The organism is Cellulosimicrobium sp. NPDC057127, from assembly GCF_042670945.1.
Taxonomy (GTDB): Bacteria; Actinomycetota; Actinomycetes; order Actinomycetales; family Cellulomonadaceae; genus Cellulosimicrobium.
Map to the genome: position 1 here is coordinate 54,510 of NZ_JBHUUP010000007.1, position 25,937 is coordinate 80,446.

18 protein-coding genes are annotated in these 25,937 nt (G+C 69.4%); 13 read left to right on the top strand and 5 right to left on the bottom strand.

Going from position 1 to position 25,937, the window contains the following annotated elements; all coding sequences use genetic code 11:
• The first annotated feature begins 44 nt into the window (after positions 1–44).
• Positions 45–2,921 carry an FG-GAP-like repeat-containing protein gene (locus ACFTZA_RS08835; RefSeq protein WP_378192946.1) on the top strand — a complete coding sequence of 959 codons (2,877 nt, stop codon included), beginning with the start codon at positions 45–47 and terminating at the stop codon, positions 2,919–2,921.
• 1,167 nt (positions 2,922–4,088) lie between these two features.
• Here ACFTZA_RS08835 and ACFTZA_RS08840 read toward each other — a convergent pair.
• Positions 4,089–5,876, bottom strand: a complete 1,788-nt coding sequence (locus ACFTZA_RS08840; protein ID WP_378192948.1) for a SpoIID/LytB domain-containing protein — start codon at positions 5,874–5,876, stop codon at positions 4,089–4,091.
• Positions 5,877–6,295: 419 nt separating this feature from the next.
• Here ACFTZA_RS08840 and ACFTZA_RS08845 point away from each other — a divergent pair, with 419 nt between their 5' ends.
• Positions 6,296–7,498, top strand: a complete 1,203-nt coding sequence (locus ACFTZA_RS08845; RefSeq protein ID WP_378192950.1) for a glycosyltransferase family 4 protein — start codon at positions 6,296–6,298, stop codon at positions 7,496–7,498.
• 6 nt (positions 7,499–7,504) lie between these two features.
• Here the strand turns inward: ACFTZA_RS08845 and ACFTZA_RS08850 are convergent, their stop codons facing one another.
• Positions 7,505–8,692 carry a glycosyltransferase gene (locus ACFTZA_RS08850; protein WP_378192953.1) on the bottom strand — a complete coding sequence of 396 codons (1,188 nt, stop codon included), beginning with the start codon at positions 8,690–8,692 and terminating at the stop codon, positions 7,505–7,507.
• A 32-nt stretch (positions 8,693–8,724) separates the two neighbouring features.
• Here ACFTZA_RS08850 and ACFTZA_RS08855 point away from each other — a divergent pair, with 32 nt between their 5' ends.
• Positions 8,725–9,714, top strand: coding sequence for a hypothetical protein (locus tag ACFTZA_RS08855; protein WP_378192955.1), 990 nt, complete (start codon positions 8,725–8,727; stop codon positions 9,712–9,714).
• Between the two features lie 135 nt (positions 9,715–9,849).
• Here ACFTZA_RS08855 and ACFTZA_RS08860 read toward each other — a convergent pair whose 3' ends face one another.
• Genes ACFTZA_RS08860 through ACFTZA_RS08870 form a run of 3 tightly spaced genes read right to left on the bottom strand, consistent with a single transcriptional unit; the run spans position 9,850 to position 13,934 of the window.
• Complete coding sequence (locus tag ACFTZA_RS08860; RefSeq protein WP_378192957.1) at positions 9,850–11,649, bottom strand: ABC transporter ATP-binding protein; 1,800 nt, start codon at positions 11,647–11,649, stop codon at positions 9,850–9,852.
• Positions 11,646–12,743, bottom strand: coding sequence for a non-hydrolyzing UDP-N-acetylglucosamine 2-epimerase (gene wecB, locus ACFTZA_RS08865; RefSeq protein ID WP_378192958.1), 1,098 nt, complete (start codon positions 12,741–12,743; stop codon positions 11,646–11,648). The genes ACFTZA_RS08860 and wecB overlap by 4 nt, the downstream gene beginning before the upstream one ends.
• A 39-nt stretch (positions 12,744–12,782) precedes the next feature.
• Complete coding sequence (locus ACFTZA_RS08870; RefSeq protein WP_378192960.1) at positions 12,783–13,934, bottom strand: glycosyltransferase; 1,152 nt, start codon at positions 13,932–13,934, stop codon at positions 12,783–12,785.
• Between the two features lie 44 nt (positions 13,935–13,978).
• Between ACFTZA_RS08870 and ACFTZA_RS08875 the strand changes: the two genes are divergently transcribed.
• The 10 genes from ACFTZA_RS08875 (at position 13,979) to ACFTZA_RS08920 (ending at position 25,935) form a co-directional block, all read left to right on the top strand.
• The gene (locus ACFTZA_RS08875) at positions 13,979–15,304 is read left to right on the top strand and encodes a glycosyltransferase (protein WP_378192961.1); all 1,326 of its coding nucleotides are present in this window, start codon (positions 13,979–13,981) and stop codon (positions 15,302–15,304) included.
• Positions 15,301–15,771: a hypothetical protein gene (locus ACFTZA_RS08880; protein ID WP_378192963.1), complete on the top strand. Its 471-nt coding sequence runs from the start codon at positions 15,301–15,303 to the stop codon at positions 15,769–15,771. The genes ACFTZA_RS08875 and ACFTZA_RS08880 overlap by 4 nt, the downstream gene beginning before the upstream one ends.
• Before the next feature lie 36 nt (positions 15,772–15,807).
• The gene (locus ACFTZA_RS08885) at positions 15,808–17,109 is read left to right on the top strand and encodes a nucleotide sugar dehydrogenase (RefSeq protein ID WP_378192965.1); all 1,302 of its coding nucleotides are present in this window, start codon (positions 15,808–15,810) and stop codon (positions 17,107–17,109) included.
• Between the two features lie 37 nt (positions 17,110–17,146).
• A complete protein-coding gene (locus tag ACFTZA_RS08890) occupies positions 17,147–18,112 on the top strand; it encodes a glycosyltransferase (RefSeq protein WP_378192967.1) in 966 nt (321 codons plus the stop codon).
• Complete coding sequence (locus ACFTZA_RS08895; RefSeq protein ID WP_378192969.1) at positions 18,109–18,954, top strand: glycosyltransferase; 846 nt, start codon at positions 18,109–18,111, stop codon at positions 18,952–18,954. The genes ACFTZA_RS08890 and ACFTZA_RS08895 overlap by 4 nt, the downstream gene beginning before the upstream one ends.
• Before the next feature lie 88 nt (positions 18,955–19,042).
• Entirely contained in the window at positions 19,043–21,025 is a 1,983-nt protein-coding gene (locus ACFTZA_RS08900) for a DUF6541 family protein (protein ID WP_378192971.1), read from the top strand.
• 143 nt (positions 21,026–21,168) lie between these two features.
• Positions 21,169–22,356 (top strand): UDP-galactopyranose mutase, encoded by a 1,188-nt coding sequence (gene glf, locus ACFTZA_RS08905; RefSeq protein ID WP_378192973.1) that lies wholly within the window; start codon positions 21,169–21,171, stop codon positions 22,354–22,356.
• Positions 22,353–24,362, top strand: coding sequence for a glycosyltransferase (locus ACFTZA_RS08910; protein WP_378192975.1), 2,010 nt, complete (start codon positions 22,353–22,355; stop codon positions 24,360–24,362). The genes glf and ACFTZA_RS08910 overlap by 4 nt, the downstream gene beginning before the upstream one ends.
• The gene (locus tag ACFTZA_RS08915; protein WP_378192977.1) at positions 24,359–25,213 is read left to right on the top strand and encodes an ABC transporter permease; all 855 of its coding nucleotides are present in this window, start codon (positions 24,359–24,361) and stop codon (positions 25,211–25,213) included. Before ACFTZA_RS08910 ends, ACFTZA_RS08915 begins: the two co-directional genes overlap by 4 nt.
• The gene (locus tag ACFTZA_RS08920; protein WP_378192979.1) at positions 25,213–25,935 is read left to right on the top strand and encodes an ABC transporter ATP-binding protein; all 723 of its coding nucleotides are present in this window, start codon (positions 25,213–25,215) and stop codon (positions 25,933–25,935) included. Before ACFTZA_RS08915 ends, ACFTZA_RS08920 begins: the two co-directional genes overlap by 1 nt.
• The last annotated feature ends 2 nt before the right edge of the window (positions 25,936–25,937 follow it).

A 25,937-nucleotide genomic window follows, 5' to 3' on the forward strand; every position in this document is an offset into this window, starting at 1 on the left:
GCACCACGGACCGCTCGGGTGCACATCACAAGGGGGCCGCAACCATGTCCAAGATCCGCATGCCGTCCGCGCCCGCGCCGCGGCGCTGGCTGCCGGCGGCCGTCGTGCTGAGCATGGCCGTCGTCGGCCTGCCCGCGACCGTTGCGACCGCGGCGCCGAGCGAGCCCGAACCGGTGGAGGCGGACGTCCAGGAGGTGGCGCTCGAGACCACGCCTGCGAGCGAGCTCAGCACCGACGCCGGTGAAGCTCCTTTCCCGGCGGACGAGCCCGCTCTCGGCGGGAGCACGTCGAACCGGTTCTTCGAGACCGAGGTCGTGCTCTCGGGGAGTGCGACGAGTTCTGGCCTCGCGCTCGTCGGCGTGACGTGGGCTGCAGGCACCGACTCCGACGACACGGAGGTCTCGGTCCGGACTCGCTCCGACGAGACGTGGAGCGACTGGGAGTCGATCGAAGTCGAGCGACTCCGGGAGGAGGATTCCGCAGAGGCTGGCGGTGGTCCGGCAGGGGCCGCGGCGCGGGGAGGGACAGAGCCCGTCGTGGTCGGCGAGGTCGACGAGATCGAGGTCGCCCTCCGCGGGAGCTCGACGCCCGAGGACCCGCTGCTCGTGGTCATCGACCCCGGCTCCGCGCCCAGCGACGCGGCACCTGCGGCACCTGTCGAGGTGCCTGTCCCCGGGACCGACGAGCCGACCGAAGATCCGGCGGACGATATAGCGGGTGGGGAAGCCGCCACGGCCGGCCTCCCGGCCGACCTCGACCTCGGCGATGTCGTCCTCACGTCGCGCGACGTAACGACGGCGACGACCACGGTCGACACCGAGACGCCCGCGGCCGCAGCGGTCGCGAGCGCCCTGACAGCTGCCAAGCCGGCGATCTACAGCCGAGCGCAGTGGGGCGCCGACGAGTCGATCATGATCTGGAAGCCGCAGGTCGGGCGGGTGAACGGGGCCGTCGTGCACCACACCGCCGGCTCCAACAGCTACACCTCCGCGCAGGTGCCGGCCGTCATCCGTGGCATCTACACGTACCACGCGCAGTCCCGCGGCTGGGGCGACATCGGCTACAACTTCCTCATCGACAAGTTCGGCAGGATCTGGGAGGGGCGAGCGGGCGGGATCGACCGGGCGATCGTCGGGGCGCACGCCGCCGGTGTGAACTCCCAGGCGTTCGGGCTGTCCCTGATGGGCAACTACGACCAGGCGACGGTGCCTGCTGCCGCGATGGACGCGATGTCGCGCCTCATCGCATGGAAGCTCTCCCTACACGGAGTCCGCGCCAACGGAACCGCTTCGATCGGTGGTCGCACCATGGCGGCGGTCGTGGGTCACCGTGACGTCGGGCAGACGTCGTGCCCCGGCGCGAACTTCTACCCGCGGCTCGGTGAGCTGCGTGCGTCAGCAAGCAGGCTCCAGTCCGTCCACCGGTCAGCTCAGTACTCGCGGGACCTCACCGGCGACTCGATGTCGGACCTGGTCCTCTCACGTGGCGGTGTGACGTCTGTGCTCACACGGGTCGGCTGGCAGTGGAGTGCCCGGGTGCTCGAAGGAAGTGGATGGAACACCGGCCAACCACTCGAGGCGGGCGATTGGGATGGGGACGGTAGAGGCGACCTGATGTTGCTCGACGATGACGGGGGCTTGTGGTTCTACAAGCGTTCGTCCACGGGGGGGTTCGAGCGTAAGCAGAAGATCGGGTGGGGCTGGAACTCCATGGATGTCGTCATCGGCGGACACGACTGGGACGGCGACCGCCATCCGGATCTCCTCGCACGGTCCGCCGCGGACGGTTCGCTGTGGCTGTACCCGAACGACGGCGCCCGGGGCTTCGGCCGTGCACGGCAGATCGGCGTCGGATGGGCGGGCATGTCCGCCATCACCATGATCGGCGATGTGGGCGCTGGACGACCGGCGCTCATCGCTCGTTCAGGCGATGGACGTCTGCACACCTACATCGGCGACGGTCGAGGCGGCTTCTCGTCGACGATTTCGCACGGCCGCGGATGGGATGCCATGACCGATCTGCTCGGCGTCGGAGACGTCACGAGCGACCGCTCGGCAGACCTGATGGCTCGCGACGGTTCCGGTAGACTTTGGGTGTATCCGGGCGACGGCACGGGAAGGTTCACCTCGCGTTACCAGGTCGGGCACGGGTGGCAGTCGTTCGCGGGGTTGATCTCAGGCAAGGCTGCCGGTGGGAGCGTTGCTGTCTACGGATGGACGCCCGATGGGGCTCTGTACCACTATCCGTACGTGCCCAACGAGAACCTGGAGAAGGTCGTCTTGACGGGTATCGCGGCCGATAGTGCGCAGACCAGCGCGATCGCGGCCGGAGACTGGGACGGCGATGGGATCGACGACCTCATGTCGACCAGGTCGAACGGTTCGCTCCTGCTGCACCGCGGTGGACGCAATGGCACCTTCGCGGCTGGTGGCACGCAGATCGGAAACGGCTGGGGCGTCATGAGTCAGATCATCGGTGTCCCGGACTGGTCAGGTGACGGCAGGCCCGCGTTGGTGGCTCTCGAACGGGGGCAAGGGAGGATCTGGCTGTACCCGGGCGACGGTCGCGGAGGGTTCGGGACGCGCGTCCTGCTCACTTCCGATGCGCGTGGTGTTGACCTGATCGTGAATGCGGGCACATCGACGGGCCGTGGCCTGAATCTCCTTACCCGAGAGTCCGGCACTCTCTACCTGCGAGAGGGGCAGGGAGCCCGCGGACTCGGAGCGCCGCGCCGTATCGGGCCCGGTTGGGGTGCCGCACGAGCCATCGTAGGAATGGGCGACATAACGGCCGACGGGAGGCCCGACATCATCCTCGTTGACCCGGACGGTGATCTGCTCCTCTACCTCGGGGATGGATCTGGCGGCTACCAATCGCCGCGTCCTGCTGGACGTGCACCGGCGGGAAGCACCGTCTCCTGAGCGGACCGACCGGCTCTCGTGAGCGATCGCGGGTGCCCTGTCGCTTCCTTGTGACACGGACGGCGAAATGCCGATAACGCACTCCCGAGATCCAAGCTCGGGCGCGGTGCGGACGGTGTGCGCACGTCGCGGACCACGGGTCGGTGGCCGGCGTCGGCCGCGGTCAGCTCCCCGTCGGGGTCGCGCGCTGGTCGCTGCGCCACTCGGTCTCGCGGGCCGATTTCGACGACGGCGCCCGGCCCGGGCTGACGGCGGAGTCGGAGGAGATCTGCCGACGAGAGGCGGAGAACAAGGGTCCTGGGACTGCGAACGCTAAACTGCGAGCGAGCTCGACCTTCTTCCCGGCAGAGCCCGGCTCCCGCGGCCGCTGATCATGGGGTGCATCGACCAGACGAAGCGCCGCGCCTTCGCGGCCTGATCGTCCGGTCCACCGTGCAGTGCGCCATGTCCGAGCCTGGCGGCGCAGCACCTGTTGCGTGAGCACGTACGTGGGTTCGGTTCGTCGCGGTGAAGCGCGTCGTCGACGTCTCGCCGCAGCGCATCGTCGGGTGCCATACGAGAGCACCCGCCCGCCCGAGCTTGTCCTGGACCCGTTGCGCGGGGGGCTCGAGACCAACAGTAGCTCAGGGTCACGACGGAGCAGGACACGGCGCACTCGAACGCTGAGCCGCCGTACGTTCCGTGCGCTGCGCCGAGCACCTCGCGGCAGGGCATCGCCGCGTCGACCGCCAGCGGTGAGGCCAACGACGACCGCCAGGTGGAGGTCGGTCTTCGGGCGTTCAAGTTCGAGTGCCTCGAACCGGCCCGTTCACGACCGATCCCTCGGGCGCCTGACCGACACCGCGATTGGGAGATCATCGCCTGGGTCGCCTGGGTCGCCTGGGTCGCCTGGGTCGCCTGGGTCGCCTGGGTCGCCTGGGTCGCCTGGGTCGCCTGGGTCGCCTGGGTCGCCTGGTGCGACCACCGCCGACTGCACTCAACCCTGGCGATCCTCACACTGGCCGAGACTCGTGCCGTCGGTCACGCTGCGAGCTCTGCTCCCGAGCCGATCCGAGCCGAGCAGTGCCGCAGCCGGCACGAGGACGGTACGAGGACCCGTGACGGTTCAACGTCGCTGGAGCCCGGAACGTGCCAGGACTTCCAACACGGGCCAACCGACGAGGTGGATCACGCGAGGTCGCGAACGATTCCCCAACCGCTGCCGACCCCTGAGCGGGTGACGAAGCGGGTGCCGGTCCACCGATAGAGGTTCAGTACGCCGGACGGGCCTGCTGCCAGGATGTCCGGACCTCCGTCGCCGTCCCAGTCCCGCAGGACGCTCATGACACGCATCGTGGACCAGCCGTTCCCGATCTGGGTCGGCGAGAACCTGTGCCCTCCAAGATTCCGGTAGAGCCAGAGACCACCTGCGGAGTCGACCGCGAGGAAGTCGGCCCTTCCGTCGCCGGTCCAGTCTCCACCGCCGTAGATCGCGTTGAACCCCGCCCAACCCGATCCGACTCGCTGACGAACGGCGAAAGCCCCGTTCCCGCGACCGTCGTAGCGCCACATCACCCCGCTCGTGTCGACCGCCAGGAGATCAGCCGTGCCGTTGCCGTCGAGATCCCCAGGCGCGGCGAGGAGTCGCATCGCGTCCCAGCCGGACCCCATGCGAATGGCCGGCAGGAGCCGACCGGAACCGTCCGCGGGGTACCGACGCATCACCCCGGCAGAGTCGACGGCGAGGAGATCCGCCCTTCCGTCTCCGGTCAAGTCGTTCGCACGTGTGAGCAGACGAGTCGAGGACCAACCATGGCCGATCTGCCAGGAGCCGGCGAACCCACCTGCTCCGTCGGACTCGTATGTTCGAAGGGTCCCGTCGTTCATCAGCGCGGTCATGTCCACGCGCCCGTCGGTGGTCGTGTCCGAGTCAAGCGCTGTGCTCCCAGTGATCCTCCACCAGTCGCTTCGGAGCCCGAACCTGGACCTGAACGCCGAGCCGCTCGTCGTGACCGAGCTACGACTACCTCGCAGGACGACTTCGTCTACACGGCCACCCCACTCACCGTGCCCGTTCCTGCTTCGAACCTCGATCGAGCCGGGGACGCCGATCTGTGGGAACGCGTCGGCGATCCTGCTCACTGCGAGCCGCGTAGACCACGCGTGCGAGGGATTCCCTACCGGGTCCCAGGGGTCGCGCTTCGCGACCTGGTACGGAAGGTTCCCCGGGGCGGTCCAGCCTCCGTTGGACGCGCTGAACTGAGTGAACGCGAGGCCCGCCCCGTAGTGCCGTACCTGGTTCGCACTCGCGGTGATCGCCGCGTTCGTCGAGCTGGCCTCATGCGTCGCGGTGACCCGGCCGTTCGCATCGAACGTCCGCACTCCTGGGTACACCTGGCACTGCGTCGTGTCGCACGTGTGCCACTGGTCGCCCCCGCTGGTGGCGCGGTCGTAGGACGCGTAGGTACGGGCTGCGACGGCTTGAGCGCGAAGCGCGTCCGACGGCCAGCTCGAAGGTGACTCTGCTGGCACGACGGCGCGAAGGTAGTCTTCCATGCCGACGACGTTCACGCTGCGCAGGTCGGGCGCCGTCCCGTCGGGGACCGCGCGAATCGAACCCCGATACTCCTTCTGTACGCCACCGGGCAGCACGACCCGCACCGTGGTTCCCGGCGCACGCAAGGAGAGGAAACCCGGGGACGGTGACTGAGACCAGGCCCTCCATGAGCCGTTCACCAAGCCCTGGAGATAAAACCCGTCGGGCTGTCGAAGGACCCGCCAGTGTGAGACCGTGGCTCCGGGGAATCCGATGGGCGTGTCGGTGTTTCGTGCGTCGGAGGCGGTCATCTGTCCCGTCGCCACGACACGCAACTCATCATCGTTGTCCGCGGAAAGAAGGACGTGAAGCGGAGTGTTCGTCTGTGTGAAGCTCCGGGTTCCAGGATAGTAGAAGTCCAGGATCGACTGATAGCCCACACCCTGAGCGGCTGCGGCTCGCGCCCCCCATTGGGACAGTCCGCGGCCGTGTCCATAGCCCCGGCCGGCGATCGTGACTGCGCCGCTCGGCGGAAGATTGACGACCTCGCTCGTGGCAGGCATGGAAATTGCCCTCGGCGCGATGCCGAGGCATGCACAAAGCACTAGTGCCAGGACCAGTGCCGCACGGCGATTCCAATGCGGCGAATCCGTCCAGAAATTCATGTTCTCCCCGACCTCGATAAGCTACGGAGCACACTAACGCCGGGCGGGTCGCGGGCGCGGTACCGGCACGCCGCGCGCGTGGTCCGCGTCCGTGAGGGTCGGGGAATCGTGGGGCGGTGGACCGGGACCCGTACCATTTCGGGGGGCTCGCGCGAGAGGCAGCGCGCGCCCAACTCGGAGAAGGGAGCGGCCACGTGCGCGTCATCGTGGCGAGTCGGATCTACTGGCCCGAGCCCGCGGCAGCGGCGTTCCGACTCAAGGCCCTGGTGGCGGAGCTCGCGGCTCGAGGAGCCAGCGTGCGCGTCCTCACGACACGGCCCGCACCAGGGTCGTCGCCGACCACGTCGGCGGGCGAGGAGGGTGGCACGTCCGGCGGGCCGGGCACGGTTCGAGTGGCTCGCTGGCCGGTGCTGCGAGACCGGAGCGGCTACGTGCGCGGGTACGTCCAGTACATGAGTTTCGACCTGCCTCTGATCCTGCGGCTGAGCTTCGCTTCCCGCCCCGACGTCGTCGTGGCCGAGCCCCCGCCGACGACTGGCCTGATGGTCCGGATCGTCTGCTCCCTGCGACGCATCCCGTACGTGTACTACGCGGCCGACGTCTGGTCCGATGCTGCGGCCGCGACGGGTGCTCCCACGGTGGTCTCTCGTGCCCTTCGTCGTGTTGAGAGCTGGGCGATTCGTGGCGCGGAGCGAGTGATCGCCATCAACGAAGGAGTGGAGGAGCGAGTCCGGTCACTGGGAGCTCACCGTGTGGAGGTCGTTCGCAACGGTGTCGATACCGATGCCTTCCACCCTGACGGTGCGCTGGCCGAAACGGCCCCGTCCGGTCCGTACGCGATCTACGCAGGGACGGTCTCCGAGTGGCAAGGGGCGGATGTCTTCGTCCGGGCCTTGTCGCAGGTCCTCGAGCGCGTCCCTGACGCGAAGCTGGTCTTCCTCGGCCAGGGGAGCTCCTGGGCGGAGCTGCGACAGCTCGCCACGGGGCTCCCGGACGGCGGTACTGCCGTGCATTTCGTCTCCTCCGTCCCGCAGGCGGACGCCGCGCGTTGGGTGAGAGGGGCCTCGGTCGCTCTCGCGAGCCTGTCCCCGGATGCGGGTTACGACTTCGCATTCCCGACGAAGATCCTTGCTGGCGTGGCATCTGGCGTTCCGGTCCTGTTCGCCGGGGTTGGTCCGGCCGCCGAGACGATCGCGGAGGAGCGTCTGGGCGAAGCGGTGCCGCACGACGTCGAGGCGGTCGCAGACGCGCTCACGCGGCTTCTCACGGTGCCGGCCAGCAGCAGTGAACGAGAGCGTCTTGCGCGCTGGGCGGTGGACAACGCGTCGGTGCGTGCGACGGGAGGCCGTGCGGCCGCCGTTGTGCACGCCGCCGCGCTCGGCTCCTCTTCGGAGTGACGTCCGTCAGGACGTGAGATCGCGATAGTGCTCGTCCAGGAGGCGAGCGCTGCTCCTCACGCTGCGCTGTGCCACGACGAAGTCACGCGCCGCCCGGCGCATGAGCTCGCGCTCGGTGCTGTCCAACGCCAGCACCGAGGCGATCGCGTCGGCGAGCCCGTGCCGGTCGCGCTCGTCGACGAGGAGGCCGGTGCGGCCGTCGTCCAGCATCTCGGGGGTGCCGCCCGAGCGATAGGCGACGACGGGCGTGCCGCAGGCCTGGGCCTCGAGAAGGACGAGGCCTGCAGCCTCGCGCCGTCCCTCGTGCTCTTGCGTCGGGAGCACGAGGAGGTCTGCCACCCGCAACGAATCACGAATCTCGTCTCTGCTGAGACGACCGCGTACACGCACCCGTGGGTTGCGGTCTGCTTCCGCCGCGATCTCGCCCATGAGCGGTCCGGTCCCCACGACCTCGACCTCGTGCTCGATCCGCGTGGAGAGCGCCTCGCTGGCCTCGAGGAGATCGCGGACGCCCTTCGCTTCGTTGAGCTGCCCGACGAACACGATGCGCGGGGGCCTGGAGGCAGGGCGCAGCTCGAGCGGGGTGAAGAAGTCGGTGTCGATACCTTGGTAGTGGACCTCGAGACGGTCCGTCGGGAAACCCGCTCTGCGGGCGGCATCGGCGAGGTAGTGGCTCACGGCGAGGAACCGCGTGGAGCTTGCGCGAGCACGCTCGATGTTCGCCTGGTGCCAGCGCAGCATCGGAACTCGCGACGACTGGTTGACCGCGGTGAAGACGTCGATCCCGTGCAGAGTCGTGACGAGCGGCGCCCCGGTTCTTCGCGCGGCCGACACCGCGGGCCACGACCAGGTCGCGAAGTGCTGGTGGATGACCTGCGGGTCGAACCGGTGCAGGGCTTGCACCATCGCCGGTATCGCCGCGGGGATGAGCATCTCTCGGCGGCGGAACGTCGCGGACCGGAACGGGACGAGATCCCGCACAAGCGCGGCGAGGGCGGGATCGCGGACGTCTGCGGCCAGCGCGAAGACCTGGAAGCGCCAGACCTCGGCGAGCTCGACGGCGTGCTGCAGCGCGAAGTAGGTCGGCGGCACGCGGAGCGTCCCGATCGTGACGGCGACGCGACGCGTGCTTCCTGCGCGTCCGGTGGGCGTGCTGGCGGGCTGAACGGACGTTGGATCGGTGCGGTCTCGCATGGCTAAGATCATCCCAGCCGAAAGGGGTGACCATGGCGGACGCGGCTGCATCGTCGTCTATTCGGGCGTTGCACCTCTACGACTGTGCCGACGTCGGGCGAACGATCGTCGGGGCCGCTCGAAGCAGCGGCCACCCCTGGCGGCACCTCCCGCTCCGGGAGACGCGCACTGGGCGAAGTGGCGTCGTCGGGGGTGGGCTCGACAAGGTGCGTGCGGCGAACTGGTTGATGCGCCGCCGGGCGGAGTTCGCGCTGGCCGAGGTGGTGCACGTCCACTACGGCGCCCGAGTCGGTGTCATGAGGACGCGGCCCCGTCGGCCGTACGCTGTGCACCTGCACGGGACCGACATCCGGGTGCAGTATCCGGACCCGCGCTTTCACGATGAGATGCAGCGAGGGCTGGACCGCGCAGGCGCGGTGATCTTCGCCACGCCAGACCTCGCGCCTCTGGCGGAGCGCGCACGGCACGACGCCGTCTACGTGCCCAACCCGGTCGATGTGGCCGGCCTCCCGCCATGGCGCCCGGACGCGCGCCCGACCGTCGTGTTCGCCTCGCGGTGGAGCGCGTCGAAGGGCGGGCAGGCTCAACTGGATCTCGCTCGGTCGTTGGTGCGCGCCGCACCGGGTGCGCGCTTCCAGGGTCTGGACTGGGGCGAACGCGCGCAGGACGCCCGCGAGTTCGGCGTTCAGCTCCAACCGCGCATGCCGCGTGATCAGTACCTCGCCTGGTTGGCCTCCGCCTCCGCGGTCATCGGTCAGAGCACAGGACTGCTCGGCATGAGCGAGCTTCAAGCAGTCGCGCTCGGTGTGCCGGTAGTGATGCCCCTCGATGCGTCGGTCGACCAGGGCGACCCTCCGGTCATGTCGGGCAACGAGGCGGACCTCGTCGATGCCACGAGAGAGACCTTGGCGCACCCGCAGCGCACCTCGGAACGCCTCGCTGGGCGCGACTGGGCACTTCGGGAACGGTCTCCTGACCGCGCTGTCGAACAGCTCGCGGGGATCTACCGCAACTTCCGCTAGCTCTCTCGACGCTGCGTGGACGCCGTCGGCGACACGTCGGAGCGTGACGTGTCCAGGAGTCGGAGAGCGGGGGAGCGCCAGCGCAGCTCGACGTCCGGTCGCTCTCGCCCGCCGTGTCAGCCGCGTCGCGTCGAGTCAGCCACGCCGGTCCGTGAGTCCGGCCAACGCCGCCTGCTCCGCGAAGTCCGGCATCGCGGACACGACTTCCTCGAACGTGCCGGACGCGGCGAGCACGCCGTCACGCAGGAAGAAGACGATGTCCGAGTCGCGGATCGTCGCGAGCCGGTGCGCGACCGTGATCACGGTGACCTCACCGTGCAAGGACCTGATGGCGCGGGTGACCGACGCTTCCGTCGCGGTGTCGAGCGCACTGGTGGCCTCGTCCATCACGAGCACTCGCGGAGAGTTGTACAGCGCGCGAGCGATCCCGAGTCGCTGGCGCTGACCACCCGACATCGCCAAACCGCGTTCGCCGACTCGTGCGTCGAGGCCTCCGTCGCGCGACTCGATGACGTTCCACAGCTGAGCACGTCCGAGTGCTTCACGTGCCTGCTCAGGGTCGACGTGCGCAGGGTCCCACGTCAGCGCGACATTCTCGCCGACGGTAGCGTCGAAGAGAGAGACGTCCTGAGGCACGTAGCCGATCCGGGACCGCCAGGAGTCCAGGACGAGCCGCATGTCCTCGCCTCCGACGTAGATGCTGCCGCCAGTGGGTTCGAGCAGACCGAGCAGCAGGTCGACCATGGTCGACTTGCCGGCCCCGGACGAGCCGACAAAGGCCACATGGCTGCCCGCCGGGATCTGAAGCGTGACCCGGTCGATCGCCGGGGAAGCGGCACCGGGGTAGGAGAACGACACGTCTCGGAGCTCGATCATCGGCCGGTCGTCGGTCAGTGCGTGCTGCGGGCGCTCGGCGCCGCGAGCGGCCAGCTGGCTCTCGCCGGACACGATGTCCTCCACGACGTTGTGCGCGAAGGAGGCGCTGCTGTTGATCTGCGACTGCACCGCTTGGAACCGCGTCAGCGAGGGGACGAGCCGGAAGCCCGCGATCGCGAACATCCCGACGGCCGCCACCCCGCCCTCGGCGCCGCCGGTGAGGTAGCCGACTCCTCCGATGAGGACGAACCCCACGACCAGGGCAGCTTCGAGGACGTACCTCGGTACCTGGCTGAAGAACGAGGCCTGAGCGCGTGCGCGCGAGCTGTGCGTGCGAGTCCGATGGACCTGCGCGCGGACGTCAGCGACGCGCCCGGCAAGGGTGACTTCCTTGAGCGCCCCCAGAGCTTCGCTCAGGAGACGCACGGTGCGCTGCGACCACAGCCGGTTCTCCCGGCCGGATCGCACCGCCAGCGGAGAGATGACCCGAGCGAGGAGCAGGGCGACGAGACCGAGGTAGACGATTGTGGCGCCGGCGATCACCGGGTCGTAGACGAAGAGCGCGACGACGATCGCCAGGAGCGTACCGATCTCCCCGAAGAGGCTCATGCTCGGGATCAGCACCCCCGCCACGGTGGTCCCCACGCCGATGTCGACCGTGCGCACGAGCTCAGCGCTGTTCTTCGAGAGGCGGTCCTGCCATGGCGACGACATGTAGGCGTCGAAGAGCCGGTCACCTATCGCTACCTCGTGCCGAGCGAAGCGCCGGGTCGCAACCCGAAGCAGTGCTACGGCGAAGACACCCTTGAGGATGATGACGACGCAGACGATGGCCAGGGCGACGATACGGCTCCGGTTCGTCGACAGGTCACCCACCAACGGTAGGGACACGGTCTCCTGGGAGACGACCGACTGGAGGAGCGCCCCCACGATCGTCAGCGCGGCGAGGTCGAGCAGGGCGAGCAGGGCGCTCAACGTCCCGTAGCCGAGGAGGAAGCGCCGACTTCCTGCCGGGAGGACGGCCAGGAGCGGGCGGACCGTCGCGAGGACGTTCTTCATGCGGCGCCTCGGGCAAGCGCGGTCGCGTCAGCCGCTGCGGAGAGTTCCCGGACGACCGCGCCGGCAGCATCACCGGTTCCGTACGGGTGTGCGTCGGTCGGTGCAGGCGTCGGACGTGTGGCGAGCTCAGCCACGGCAGACAGATCGCCGTCCAGCACGTTCCATCCCAGCTCCACGGTCTCGACCCACTCGGTCTCGGTCCGCAGCGTGGTGCACGGGACGCGCAGGAGGAACGCCTCCTTCTGGAGCCCACCAGAGTCGGTCAGCACGCCGCGAGCGTCCTGCACGAGTGCGACCAGGGTGGGATAGGGCTGCGGAGGCGCGACCACGATCGAACCCTGCTCGAGAGGGATGCCGAAGCGAGCTGCCGTCGCCACGAGCCGCGGGTGCGCCAGCAGCAGAACCGGTGCCGGGAGCGCAGCGAGACCGTCGACGATCGCTTGGAGCCGATCTGGGTCGTCGGTGTTCTCGGCACGGTGGACCGTGGCGACGAAGTACTCGTCCGCGACAGCGTCCGCCGAGATGCCTACCGGGACGGGCGGGTCGGCGCGCACCGCATCTCGCACGCGCAACAGGACGTCGGCCATCACGTCCCCGACGACCCGGGACCTGCTGGCGAGCCCTTCGTCGGTCAGGTGCGCCATGGCGGTGGGCGTGGGCGCGAGAAGTAGGTCGGCTGCGTGGTCCGTCAGCACGCGGTTGTGCTCCTCGGGCATCCGTCGGTTGAACGAACGCAGCCCTGCCTCGAGATGTGCCACAGGCTGATGGATCTTCACCGCGGCGAGTGTGGCCGCGAGCGTGGAGTTCGTGTCGCCGTAGACGAGTACCCAGGTCGGCCGGTGGCGCTCGATGGCGTCTTCGAGACCCGGGAGCATCCGTGCCGTCTGTGTGGCATGCGATCCCGAACCGACCTCGAGGTTGAGGTCGGGCGCCGCGATCCCCAGGTCGTCGAAGAACACCTGGGACAGCGCAGGGTCGTAGTGCTGGCCGGTGTGCACGATCACGTGCTCGTGCCCTGCGTCCCGAAGCGCACGGTCGATAGGTGCGAGCTTGACGAACTGCGGGCGGGCGCCGACGACACTGAGGATCTTCACGGCGCCGATTCTACGGGTGAGGAGCGGGCGGTTCTGCCGTCACCGTCCGAGGAGCTCGCGAAGAATGGAGTGCGCGACTCGGGACTCGTGCTCGAAGCTGAGCTCGGCCGCCGCGGTGTGCGAGTTCCTCTTGTAGCCCTCGATCGTCTCGGCGTCGAGGGCCTTGAGCGACTCGACGATGCTGGCTGCGTCGAAGCCGCTCGAGACCGGACCGAGGCCATACTCGTGCACGACGTCGGCCATCTCGAGGCTGGGGCCGATGGCGACTGCCAAGCGTGCCTGGACGTAGTCGAAGAGCTTGTTGGGCAGTGTGAGTCGAGCGTTGGTGTTGAAGGGCGGGATCCAGAAGACACCGACGTCGTACGCGTTCAACGTCGTCGGGAGGTCAGCAGGCGGTACCGGGGGGTGCAGAGTGACGTGCGCATGGTCCCGGGCGCGCGCCTTCAGCGAGTTCAGGTACTTGCCACCATCGTTGGCGGGAACCAGGTACAGATCGAGCGGGAAGGTCGGTCCGAGCTCCGCCGCCACGTCGATCATTGTCTCCAAGGACCGCCCAGGCACCGCGCCGCCGGAGTGGACCAGCCGGACGATGCCCTCCTCCGTGGGAGTGGGGGCGAGCGCCGTCTGGCGTGGTGCGTTGCGCATGACTCGTGTCCGGACGCCGTACCTCTGTTCGTAGAGCCTCGCGATCGCTGGTCCGACGGTCGTGACCGCCTCGACCTTCGGAAGGTACGTACGGCAGAGGTGGTCCATGAGCGGACTGACGAGCAGACGCCACGAGAGCACGTGCGTGCGCTCCTCGGGAGCCCACTCGTGCATGTCGGCCCAGACGGGTGCACCTCCAGCGAGTCGGTGGGCGAGGGCGAGCGATCGCGCGTCGTTCGCGACGACGACGTCGAAGGTGCGGCCCGCGGCGAGCTCGAGCGCCTTCTGCGCACCGGGCGCGGCGAGCTCGGACGCCGTGAGCCGACGAAGGGCTAGATTCGCGACCCCCGCGGGGGTCTGCGGGAGAGAGACCGCGCCGGCGGGGAGCTCGAGATGCTCGACAGCGGAGGAAGGCTGGGGTCCGTAGCTCAACGTCGTGACGGCAGCGTGCTCTGCTACGGCCGACACCTGCCGCAGCACGCGGGAGTCGCGAGAGATGTCGGAGAACGAGACGACGAGCGCTCGGGGCGAAGGCATGCGGAGCATCGTAGTGAGTAGGGGCCGACATCGGTGCGCCTACCCTAGGGGCCATGCAATCAGGCACGGCTCAGCCGCATCTTCTCTACATCGCCTGGGGATACCCTCCGGCCCGCGGCAGCGGCGTCTATCGCGCGCTGGCGACACCCAACGCGTTCGCGCGTGAAGGGTGGCAGGTGACGGTCCTGACCGCGGACGAGGAGTCGTTCGGGAACTACACCGGTGCGGACCGCTCCCTGCTCGAGTACATCGATCCCGCGATCGAGGTCGTCCGTATTCCTTTCGTCCGCGAGACGACGGATCCGCGGATCCACAGGTGGTCCCGCGCACGCATCGAAGCGCCGAACCTCTGGATGGGTTTGCAGAACACCAAGGCGATGCTGCAGTTCCCCGAGCCGAAGTACGGCCAATGGCGCCCTGCCCTCGAGCGGGCGGTCCGGGACATCCATCGGCGGAAGCCCGTCGACCTCAGCATCGCGACCGCCAACCCCCACGTGGACTTCGTCGCTGCCTACGCGCTCGGGCAGGTGGGCGTGCCATACGTCATGGACTACCGGGACGCCTGGCAGCTCGACGTGTTCAGCGGGAACCGCCTGACGCGGCCTCACAGCCGAGTGGCTCGCTGGGAACGGCGGATGGTCGGTGACGCGCACGAGGTCTGGTTCGTGAACGAGCCGATCGCCGCGTGGCACCGTGATCTCTACCCTGATGCGGCGAACAGGATGTTCGTCGTCCCGAACGGCCATGACGGGAGCGTCCGACCGAGCGGGGCGGTGCCTCCCGGGGACGGTGAGCCGCTCCGCTTCGGATACATCGGAACCGTGAGCTCCCGCGTTCCCGTCACCGAGTTCATCGCAGGGTGGCGTCGCGCCAGGACCCGCCAGAACGTCCTCGCCGGTGCAACCGCAGACGTCTACGGATATGTCGGCTTCGACGACGCGCCGTCGCAGCAGCGCACGCTCCTTGCGGAGGCGGAGGCAGAAGGGGAGCAGCTCGGCGTTCGCTTCCGGGGACCCGTCCGCAAGTCCGACGTGTCCGCGACCTACGCGTCGTTCGACGCGCTGCTGCTGATCCTGGGGACCGGTAGGTACGTGACCAGCGGGAAGGTCTTCGAGTACCTGGCGACGGGCCTGCCGATCGTGTCGGTCCACGACCCGACGAACGCCGCGAGCGAGGTCCTGCAGGACTACCCGCTGTGGTTCCCGGCCGCGAGCCTGAGCGCGGACGACATCGCCGACGCGCTCGCGCGCGCTGCGCAGGAGATCCGGACGCCCGATGAGCGTCGGTGGGAGGACGCCGCGACGTGGCACCATCGAACCGCTCGGGAAGCGGTTCTCGCTCCGAGGATCGAAGCACTACGGAAGGCGGTCGCACGGTGAACGGATCCACGCGCGGCCGAACGCTCTCCGTCTGCACGCTCTCCTTCGCGGTGCCGCCGCCTCAGACGGACGCACAGTGGGCGAGCGCGGTCGAAGGCTGCTCCTGGACCGCGGTGACCGCAGGCGTGCACGAGGTGCCCGAAGCGATGGCCACTGTGGTTCTCGACGGCTGGAGCGGTACCGGACCGGTGCCCGCCAACCCTGCGATACCCGTGGTCGGCCCCGTGCTCGGCGTCTTCCGAAGGCTGCTCGCGGCCAATCGTGTCTCACGTCGCGCGGCGAGGGCCGTGAGAGGCTCGAAGGACGCAGTCCGAGCTCTGGAGTCCGCGGACGTCATCGTCTGCCTCGATCCTGTCGGGGAGCGGGTGGCGTGGACGCACGCTCGCCGCAACGGGTCGTCGGCGTACGCCGGTGCCCCCGCGGGCGCGCGGGCGATATCCTCGCTGCTGGCCGCGCGGGCGCGTTGACGCCGCGGGTCCCGCTACCCCGACAGAAGGAACTTCATGCGCATCGCAGTCGTCGCCCTCGGCAAGATCGGTCTCCCGCTCGCCGTCCAGTTCGCCGACCAGGGCCACGAGGTCGTCGGCGTCGACGTGAACCCGGCGGTCGTCGACAAGGTCAACGCCGGTGAGGAGCCGTTCCCCGGCGAGGCACAGCTCGCCGAGAAGCTCGCCGACCTCGTTCCCGCCGGTCGTCTGCGTGCCACGACCGACTACGCCGACGCCATCCCGGGTGCGGACGCCGTCGTGCTCGTGGTCCCGCTCTTCGTCGACGAGGAGACCGCGCAGCCGGACTTCGGCTGGATGGACGCGGCGACGCATTCGCTCGCGGAGAACCTCACGGCGGGGACGCTCGTCTCCTACGAGACCACCCTTCCCGTCGGCACCACGCGCAACCGGTGGAAACCCCTCCTCGAGCGAGTCTCCGGCCTCACCGAGGGCAAGGACTTCCACCTGGTGTTCTCTCCCGAGCGAGTCCTCACGGGTCGGGTCTTCGCCGACCTGCGCAAGTACCCCAAGCTCGTCGGCGCGCTCTCGCCGGAGGGCGCCCGCGTCGCCACGGCGTTCTACGAGTCGGTCCTCACCTTCGACGAGCGTGACGACCTGCCGCGCCCGAACGGTGTCTGGGACCTCGGCTCCGCCGAGGCCGCCGAGCTGGCCAAGCTCGCGGAGACGACGTACCGGGACGTGAACATCGGCCTGGCCAACCAGTTCGCCCTGTTCGCAGACACCCAGGGCATCGACGTCTACGCCGTCATCGAGGCCTGCAACTCGCAGCCGTACAGCCACATCCACCGCCCCGGCATCGCCGTGGGCGGGCACTGCATCCCGGTCTACCCCCGCCTGTACCTGTCGGTCGACCCGGAGGCCTCGATCGTCCGGGAGGCGCGGTCGGTGAACGCTGCGATGCCCTCGCGCGTCGTGGACCGCGCACGCGATCTGCTGGGCGACCTCGACGGCAGCCGGGTCGTGGTGCTCGGCGCCGCCTACCGCGGCGGCGTCAAGGAGACGGCGTTCTCCGGAGTGTTCCCGACCGTGGAGGCGCTGCGTGCCCAGGGTGCGACCGTCTCCGTCCACGACCCGCTGTACGACGACGACGAGCTGCGCCGGCTCGGCCTGGAGCCGTACGCCTACGGCACGCCGGTCGACGTCGCGATCGTCCAGACCGACCACGCGGAGTACCGGGATCTCGGGCCCGACCGTCTGCCTGGCGTCCGGCTCCTCGTCGACGGGCGTCGTGTGACCGACGCCACGCGCTGGGCGGGCACCCCCCGGGTTGTGCTCGGTCTCGGCAGTGACCGCTGACCGCGTCGGACACCCGCAGGGCAACGGGAAGGAGCCGGTGACACCGCCTCCGCGAGTCGTCGCCGTCGTCGTCGCGTACGCGCGGCGCGACCTGCTGCGCGAGGCGCTCGACGCGCTCGCCGCACAGTCTCGTCCGGTTGACGTCGTCCTCGTGGTCGACAACGCGTCTCCGGACGACTCGGCGGAGGTCGCGCAGACGCACGACGTCGGTCCGATCGTGGTGACGCTCTCCCGGAACACGGGCGGCGCCGGCGGTTTCGCGGCCGGCTTGGCGCACGCCGTCGAGTCGCTCTCCGCCGACCTGGTGTGGCTCATGGACGACGACACCATCCCGACGCCGTCCGCGCTGGCCGAGCTGCTCCGTGCCCGGGACGCCTACCCGGGCCCGGTCGCGCTGCTCGGGAGCCGCGTGGTGTGGCACGACGGCCGCGAGCACCCGATGAACACGCCTCGACGGCGCCCCGGTGCCACGGCCGCCGCCGTCGACGCGGCCGAGGCGGTCGACGCCGTGCCGGTCCGCTCGTCGTCGTTCGTCTCGATGCTCGCGGACGTGCGAGCCGTCCGCCGGTACGGGCTCCCCGTCGCCGACTACTTCATCTGGAACGACGACTTCGAGTACTCCGCGCGCCTGCTGCGAGAGGGCACCGGTCTGCTCGTCCGGTCGAGCGTGGTCGAGCACCGCACCAAGGCATTCGGCGCCACGGACGCGGATCCCGGCGAACGGTTCTACTACGAGGTGCGCAACAAGCTGTGGCTGCTCACGCGGTCCGCAGCGCTGACCCCCGCGGAACGGGTCCTGTACTCCGGGGCGTCCGTGCGCCGCTGGGTCCGCACGGTGGCCCGTTCACGGCAGCGCCCCGTGCTGGTGCGGGCGGGTGCTCGTGGGCTGCGGGACGGCGTGCTCCGCACGCCCCGGCCCACAGGGCGTGTGCTCGCCGGGCTCGGGGACGTGTCGCGGGACGTCGCGGCTGTGGAAGAGGGCTCCGGGACGGCCCGGGCATGACGAACGCCGCCACGAGCGAGCAGTTCTCCGTCCTGCTCCCGGTCTACCACCGCGACGACCCGGACCATCTCGAGCGGTCCTTCCGCTCCGTCACGCAGGAGCAGAGCCTGCGCCCGTCCGAGGTCGTGATCGTGCAGGACGGCCCGGTCGGGCCGTCGCTCGCGACCGCGCTGGAACGGTGCTCCAGGTCGTCCCCCGTGCCCGTCCGCACCGTCGTGCTCGACCAGAACGTCGGCCTCGCACGTGCACTCGAGGCGGGCCTCGCACGCTGCCGGTTCGAGATCGTCGCGCGGCAGGACGCCGACGACGTCAGCAGGGCCGACCGCTTCGCAGTGCAGGTGCCCCTCGTCGCCGGCGGGGTCGACATCGTGGGAAGCGCCATCGAGGAGTTCGAGGAGGACGACTCGCAGCACGGAATGGTGCGGGTCCCGCCTCTCTCGTCGGAAGCCATTGCGCGTCGCGCGCGATTCGCCTCGCCGTTCAACCACCCGTCTGTCGTCTACCGGCGCAGTGCGGTGCTCGCGGCCGGCGGGTACGAGGACCTCCATCTCATGGAGGACTACTGGCTCTTCGTCCGGATGCTCGCCGCCGGGGTCCGCGGCCGCAATGTCGCCGAGCCGCTCGTCCGGTACCGGGTGGGTGCCGGCGCGTACGCCCGGCGAGGGGGGCGTGCCCTGTTGGCGTCCGAGCTGAGGATCCAGCGCAGGATGCGGGCCGCAGGCTTCACGTCGCGGGTGCAGTACGTCCGTAACGTCCTCGTGCGCGGCGGCTACCGTGTACTGGGCGAACCTGTGCGGCGAGCCCTGTACCGCGCCTGGTCCAGGGTGTCCCGCCGTTCCTAGGGCCACGACTTTCGGCGAGAACGCTCGTCCACGGTAGGGTGCTGCGGGCTTCGCCCCGGAATGGCCGGGGCCTCTAGGGGGACGTTTCATGAGCTGGTGGTCGGTCGGGGACGAGCTCGCGCTGGCGGTCGTCGTCCTCTTCGGCCCGGGACTGCTCGTCGGATGGGCGCTCGGTCTCCGTCGGGTGTGGGTCGTGGCCACGGCACCTGCGCTGAGCCTCGCGACGCTCGGCGCTGGCGCGGTGCTGCTCGAGCTGCTCGGCATCGGGTGGTCCCGGCTGAGCGCCGCGCTGTGCACGGTGCTCGTCGCCGCGCTCGCCACGGCGCTGCGCCTCGTGCTGCGCCGGTGGTGGGCCCCGGACCGCGTGGGGACCCCCGGTGCGCTCGCGACGGCTGTCGGCCTGGTGGTATCGGCCCCGCTGGCGGCGCTGCCGATCAAGCGGGGCATGATCGACCCCGGGATGCCCGCGCAGACCTGGGACACACCGTTCCATGTGAACGCGCTGCGGTGGATCCTCGAGACCGGTGACGGGTCGACCCTCCATCTCGGTGCCGTGTCCACGAACCCCGAGACGTTCCGGTTCTACCCGGCCGGATGGCACGACGTCGTGTCGTTGGTGGTGACCGACTCGATCCCGGCGGCGATCAACGTCACGGCGATCGTGATCGCTGCTCTCGTGTGGCCGCTCGGACTCGCGTGCCTCGTCGCGGTGATCGTCCCCAGCAGCCGCACCGCGCCGATCGTCGCCATGTGCGTCGGGGCGGGCTTCGTCGCGTTCCCGGCCAGGATGCAGTCCGTCGGCACGCTCTGGCCGAACGCTCTCGCCTTCGCCCTGCTGCCGGTCGCGCTGGCCCTGACCGTCCGGCTGACAGGGATGCGCGCCTCCGTTCGCAGCGACGCGGACGCCGGCAGCCGCTGGCCCGTGGTGACCGGCCTCGTCGCGGCACTCGGCGGGATCGCGGTCTGCCATCCCAACGGAGTTCTCGCCTACCTCGTGCTCTCCGCGGCGCTGTGGCTCGCCACCTGGTGGCGGGCCGCACGCCGGTTCCGTGAAGCGTCGTCGGCGGTGCGGTCCGTGGTCGTCGCGTTGCCCGTGCTCGCGGTCGTCGGAGGCGTGGTGCTGGCCTTGTCCCCGCTCGTGCGGTCCGTCTCCAGCTACGAGCGCGACCGGCTCGAGGGACGGTCGGAAGGGGCACTCAGCGTCATCACGGACTCCCAGCTCTCGACCGTCCTGTACGGCAACGGCGACCAGGCGTGGTGGATCGCGGCGCTGCTCGGCGTCGGCGCAGTGACCGCCTTCGCTCTGCGTCGAGGTCGCTGGCTGGTGACGAGCGTCGTCCTGGTCACCGCGCTCTACACCCTCACCGTGGACCCTTCGGCGCGTCTCGGATGGCTCGTCGGCCCGTGGTACTCCGATCCCCTGCGTCTCGGGGGGATGGCCGTCGTCGCGATGGCGCCGCTCGCGGCAACGGGCGTCGTCGGCTTCGGGGTGCTCGTGGGACGGCTGCTCGCACGACGACGGCCTGCCGCCGAGCGCGCGGTGACCGTGGTCCCGGAGGCGGTGACCGTCGGGGTGCTCGCGCTGCTCATGGTGCTCAGCGGCTGGATGCGCGCGGACACCCGGCAGTGGATGTACGACCTCTACTACGCAGCTCCGGATGTCCGGTTCGGGCTGGTCACGGCCGACGAGCTGGCCATGCTGCAGAGGCTCGACGACGAGCTCCCCGAGGACGCGGTGGTACTCGGCACCCCGTTCTCCGGTGCGCCGTTCGTCTACGGCATCGGCGAGCGTGACGTCGTGTTCCCGCACCTCACGGGCAGCTGGGGCCCGGACCTCCAGGTACTCGCAGAAGACCTGGACCGCGCGGGAGCTGATCCCGAAGTCTGTGCAGCACTTGAGCGAGTGGGGGTGACCCACCTGTACGTCGACTCGGCACCCTACTGGCCGGAGAACGAGAACCAGGCGCGCTATGAGGCTCTCCTCGAACGGCCCGAGGACCTGGGACTCGGGCTCCGCCCAGTGGACCAGGGGGGTACGGCGCAGGTCTTCGAGATCACATCCTGCGGCTGATCCCACGGAGGTGTAGCACCAGGAGGCCGCGCGCGGCTGGTGAACGTTCCGTGTCGACTGGCAGCGCGGGGCTTTCGCGGTCGGGTGCCGGACACCGGTCGCGCTAGGCTGTCCCGGCTGTCTTTCCCGACCAAGGAGTGTGTGTGGACGCGGATCTTGTCGTCGTGGGTTCGGGCTTCTTCGGCCTGACCGTCGCTGAGCGGATTGCCGAGGAGTACGGCCGGAAGGTCCTCGTGATCGACCGCCGCTCCCACATCGGTGGCAACGCCTACAGCGAGGCGGAGCAGACGACCGGCATCGAGGTGCACCGCTATGGTGCCCACCTCTTCCACACCTCGAACGAGCGAGTGTGGGAGTACGTCAACCGGTTCACGGCCTTCACGAGCTACGTCCACCGCGTGTACACCACGCACCAGGGCGAGGTCTTCCCGATGCCGATCAACCTCGGCACCATCAACCAGTTCTTCCGCTCGGCGCACGGCCCCGACGCCGCGCGCGCCCTCGTGCGCGAGCTCGCCGCGGAGCTGGGGGACAAGAAGCCCGAGAACCTCGACGAGCAGGGCGTCTCCCTCATCGGGCGTCCCCTGTACGAGGCGTTCATCCGGGAGTACACCGCGAAGCAGTGGCAGACGGACCCGCGCGAGCTGCCGGCGTCGATCATCTCTCGGCTCCCCGTGCGGTACACGTACGACAACCGTTACTTCAACGACACGTACGAAGGCCTGCCCGTCGACGGCTACACGGCCTGGATCGAGCGCATGGCCGACCACCGGAACATCGAGGTGCGGCTCGGCGTCGACTTCTTCGACGACAGCCAGCCGGTGAGCAAGGGCAACGTCGTCGGCAACGTCCCCGTCGTCTACACCGGTCCCGTCGACCGCTACTTCGACTACGCCGAGGGCGACCTCTCGTGGCGCACGCTCGACTTCGAGGAGGAGGTGCTCCCGGTCGGCGACTTCCAGGGCACCCCGGTCATGAACTACGCGGACGCCGACGTGCCCTACACGCGCATCCACGAGTTCCGCCACTTCCACCCCGAACGTGACTACCCGACGGACAAGACCGTCATCATGCGCGAGTTCTCCCGCTTCGCGGAGAAGTCCGACGAGCCGTACTACCCGGTGAACACCGCGGCAGACCGCGCGCGACTGCTCACGTACCGCGACCTCGCGGCGGCGGAGAAGGACGTCCTCTTCGGTGGACGTCTCGGCACCTACAAGTACCTGGACATGCACATGGCCATCGGAGCCGCCCTCTCGATGGTCGACAACAAGCTCGCCCCCCACTTCGGGCGCGGAGCGGGCATCGAGAGCGGGGGAGTGGACGCATGAGCAGCCTGGCAGGCGCCGTGGCGGCGCAGGACACCGAGGGCACGGCGACACCATTCCGTGTCGTCCAGCGGGTCATCCTGCCGGGGGACCCGAACTCCGACGCGTTGCCGCTGTACGTCGAGGCCGGCGAGCTGCGCGCGCAGCAGGCCCGCACCGATCTCGAGGCCATGTGGGCAGCGAAGGTGCGGCCCGAGCTCAACACCTCTCCGGCCGAGGCGGTGCGGTCTCAGGACATCTCCGGCCGGTACTCCATGTCGGTGAGGCCGGGCCGCCGCCTCTCGTTCGCCACCTATTTCAACGCCTTCCCGGCGAGCTACTGGCGACGTTGGACCGTCGTCGAGTCCGTGCGGCTGACCGTGCGCACGAAGGGCACGGGGTCCGTCACGGTGTACCGCTCGAACGCGCGCGGCGTCCAGCAGCGCGTCGACTCTTACGTCGTTGACGGCGAGTCGACGACCACCGTCGATCTGTCGCTGGCGCAGTTCGGAGACGGAGGCTGGTACTGGTTCGACCTCATCGGCGGTGTCGACGCGCTCGAGCTCGTCGAGGCGGCGTGGTCCGTCCCCGAGTCCGGGCGTTCGCAGGGGCGCACGAGCATCGGTATTACGACGTTCAACCGTGCGGACTACTGCCTCGAGACGATCCGTACCGTCGCGGAGAGCGCGGAGGTCCGCGAGGTGCTCGACGAGCTCATCGTCGTGGACCAGGGGACGAAGCGCGTCCGGGACGAGGACGGCTTCGACGCGGTCGCGGCAGAGCTGGGCGATCAGCTGCGAGTCGTCGAACAGGGCAACATCGGCGGTTCCGGCGGGTTCTCGCGCAGCATGTACGAGACCGTGCAGGCCGGCCGGAGCGACTACGTCATCCTGCTGGACGACGACATCGTGCTCGAGCCGGAGTCGATCGTGCGCCTGGCGACCTTCGCCGACTTCACGCGCGTGCCGACGCTCGTCGGCGGCCACATGTTCGACATGTACAACCGGTCGACGCTGCACACGTTCGGCGAGATCGTCGAGCCGTGGCGGATCCAGCCGGGGGTGCCGCACCCGGACATGGAGAACGGACACGACTTCCGCGGCGCCGGGCTGCGCGCCACCCGCTGGCTCCACCGGCGTGTGGACGTCGACTACAACGGCTGGTGGATGTGCCTCATCCCGACGTCGGTGGTCCGGGAGATCGGGCTGTCGATGCCGGTCTTCATCAAGTGGGACGACACCGAGTACGGCCTGCGGGCGCGAGCACACGGGTTCCCCACCGTCTCGCTCCCCGGCGCCGCGGTCTGGCACGTCTCCTGGTCGGACAAGGACGACCTCGTGGGCTGGCAGGCCTATTTCCACGAGCGGAACCGACTCATCACCGCGCTGCTCTACTCGCAGTACGAGCGGGGCGGGCGGGTGCTGCGCGAGTCGACCTACATGGACGTCAAGCACCTCGTCTCGATGCAGTACTACTCAGAACGGGGTCGGCTCCTCGGGATGCGGGACGTGCTCGAGGGACCGGCGCTCCTGCATGAGCTGATCGGCAGGAAGCTCCCGGAGATCCGGAGGATGACGCAGGAGTTCAGCGACGCCCGCTATGAGCAGGACGTCGACGCCTTCCCCTCCCCGGCGCCGAGCAAGCCGCGCAACAAGGGACGTGGCGTGCAGATGCCCAGCCGTGTCGGTCTCGTGCCCTGGGCGGCGAAGACCCTCGTCCGGCAAGTCGCGCTCCCTGCCAAGCCGCAGTACGACGCACGGCCCCAGGCGCTCATCCCGCATCAGGACGCGCGGTGGTGGCGGCTGTCCCAGTACGACTCGGCGATCGTCTCGAACGCCGAGGGGACCGGCGCCTCGTGGCACAAGCGCGACCCCAAGATGCTGCGCGAGATGCTCGTCGAGGGCGTCCAGCTCCACGCCCGCCTGTTCGCGCAGTGGGGCGAGCTGCGTGACCAGTACCGCGACGCCCTTCCGCGCATCACCTCCTTCGAGGCGTGGGAGAAGACGTTCGCGGACAACCCGCCGACATGAGCGTGGACGCTCCGCTCGTCACACCGGGCCAGGGACGTGGCCTGCTCGACGTCCTCGAGCGGCGGTTCCTCCTGCGGCTGATCGTCCGCAAGGAGCTGCGCGTCCGCTACCGCGGCTCGGTGCTGGGCATGGCGTGGTCGTACGTCAAGCCCGCGACGCAGTTCGTCGTGTTCTTCGTGGCGATGGGCCTGTTCCTCCGGCTTGGGGAGCGGATCGAGGACTACGCGGTCTACCTGTTCTCCGGCATCGTCGTCATCAACTTCTTCGGCGAGGGGTTCAGCAACGCGACGCGGTCGATCGTCTGGAACGCGCCGCTGGTCCGCAAGATCTACCTGCCGCGCGAGCTGTTCCCGGTGGCGTCGCTCTACGTGTCCGCGGTGCACTTCTTCCCGCAGCTCGTGGTGCTCCTCGTGGGGACGCTCATCGCGGGGTGGCGGCCGAACTTCGCGGAGCTGGGGGCGGGCGTCCTGGGGCTCGTCGTCATCGCCACGCTCGCCCTCGGGCTCGGCCTGCTCGCCGGGGCGGTGAACGTCTTCTACCGTGACGCGGAGAACTTCGTCGACCTCATCGTGATGGTGGCGACGTGGGCCTCGCCGATCCTCTACACGTGGGAGATGGTCCGGGACCAGCTGCCTGCCTGGGCGTTCACCATCTACCAGCTCAACCCGATCACCGCGGCCGTCGAGCTCTTCCACTACTGCTTCTGGTTCCCCGCGACCGGTCGCACCGCGGAGATGCCGCCGGACCTGTGGATGTGGGGCTTCGTGGGCCTCGGGATATCGGCGCTCGTGGTGGTGCTGGGCCAGTCCGTCTTCCGGCGCCTCGAGGGGCGCTTCGCGCAGGAGCTGTGATGACGTCGTCCATCGAGATCTCCCACGTCCAGAAGCGTTTCACGCTCCGGCACAACCGCTCGCTCAAGGAGCTCGCGGTCGCGATGGTGCGTGGCAAGGACCTGTCCGACACGTTCCTCGCCGTCGACGACGTGTCGTTGACCGTCGAGGAGGGCGAGACCGTCGCCCTCCTGGGGTTCAACGGCTCCGGCAAGTCCACCCTGCTGAAGCTCATCTCCGGCGTCCTCCAGCCCGACGACGGCACGGTCGGCACACGGGGACGGGTCGCCGGGCTCATCGAGGTCGGTGCAGGCTTCCACCCGGACCTCACGGGGCGCGAGAACGTCATGCTGAACGGTGCGATCCTCGGCATGTCCGAGAAGCAGGTCCTGGACCGCTTCGACGAGATCGTCGCGTTCAGCGAGATCGAGAAGTTCATCGACACCGAGGTGAAGTTCTACTCGTCGGGCATGTTCCTGCGGCTCGCGTTCGCGGTCGCGGTGCACTCCGACCCCGAGGTGTTCCTCATCGACGAGATCCTCGCCGTCGGCGACGAGCCCTTCCAGCGCAAGTGCCTCGACCGCGTGCGTCAGCTCCGTGACGAGGGGCGGACCCTCGTCATCGTGAGCCACGACCTCGACATGGTCGCGAACCTCTGCGACCGCGGCGTGCTGCTGGAGAAGGGCGTCGTCGTCGCCGACGGCGAGACGCACGCCGTCGTCGAGAAGATGCGCGCCGGGTAACG

Excerpts from the sequence above, each read along its gene's own strand:
- ACFTZA_RS08835 (WP_378192946.1), top strand. The coding sequence starts at position 45 with ATGTCCAAGATCCGCATGCCGTCCGCGCCCGCGCCGCGGCGCTGGCTG.
- ACFTZA_RS08910 (WP_378192975.1), top strand. The coding sequence starts at position 22,353 with ATGAGCAGCCTGGCAGGCGCCGTGGCGGCGCAGGACACCGAGGGCACG.
- ACFTZA_RS08885 (WP_378192965.1), top strand. The coding sequence starts at position 15,808 with ATGCGCATCGCAGTCGTCGCCCTCGGCAAGATCGGTCTCCCGCTCGCC.
- ACFTZA_RS08920 (WP_378192979.1), top strand. The coding sequence starts at position 25,213 with ATGACGTCGTCCATCGAGATCTCCCACGTCCAGAAGCGTTTCACGCTC.
- ACFTZA_RS08895 (WP_378192969.1), top strand. The coding sequence starts at position 18,109 with ATGACGAACGCCGCCACGAGCGAGCAGTTCTCCGTCCTGCTCCCGGTC.
- ACFTZA_RS08860 (WP_378192957.1), bottom strand. The coding sequence starts at position 11,649 with ATGAAGAACGTCCTCGCGACGGTCCGCCCGCTCCTGGCCGTCCTCCCG.
- ACFTZA_RS08855 (WP_378192955.1), top strand. The coding sequence starts at position 8,725 with ATGGCGGACGCGGCTGCATCGTCGTCTATTCGGGCGTTGCACCTCTAC.
- ACFTZA_RS08915 (WP_378192977.1), top strand. The coding sequence starts at position 24,359 with ATGAGCGTGGACGCTCCGCTCGTCACACCGGGCCAGGGACGTGGCCTG.
- ACFTZA_RS08875 (WP_378192961.1), top strand. The coding sequence starts at position 13,979 with ATGCAATCAGGCACGGCTCAGCCGCATCTTCTCTACATCGCCTGGGGA.
- ACFTZA_RS08900 (WP_378192971.1), top strand. The coding sequence starts at position 19,043 with ATGAGCTGGTGGTCGGTCGGGGACGAGCTCGCGCTGGCGGTCGTCGTC.
- ACFTZA_RS08870 (WP_378192960.1), bottom strand. The coding sequence starts at position 13,934 with ATGCTCCGCATGCCTTCGCCCCGAGCGCTCGTCGTCTCGTTCTCCGAC.
- ACFTZA_RS08850 (WP_378192953.1), bottom strand. The coding sequence starts at position 8,692 with ATGCGAGACCGCACCGATCCAACGTCCGTTCAGCCCGCCAGCACGCCC.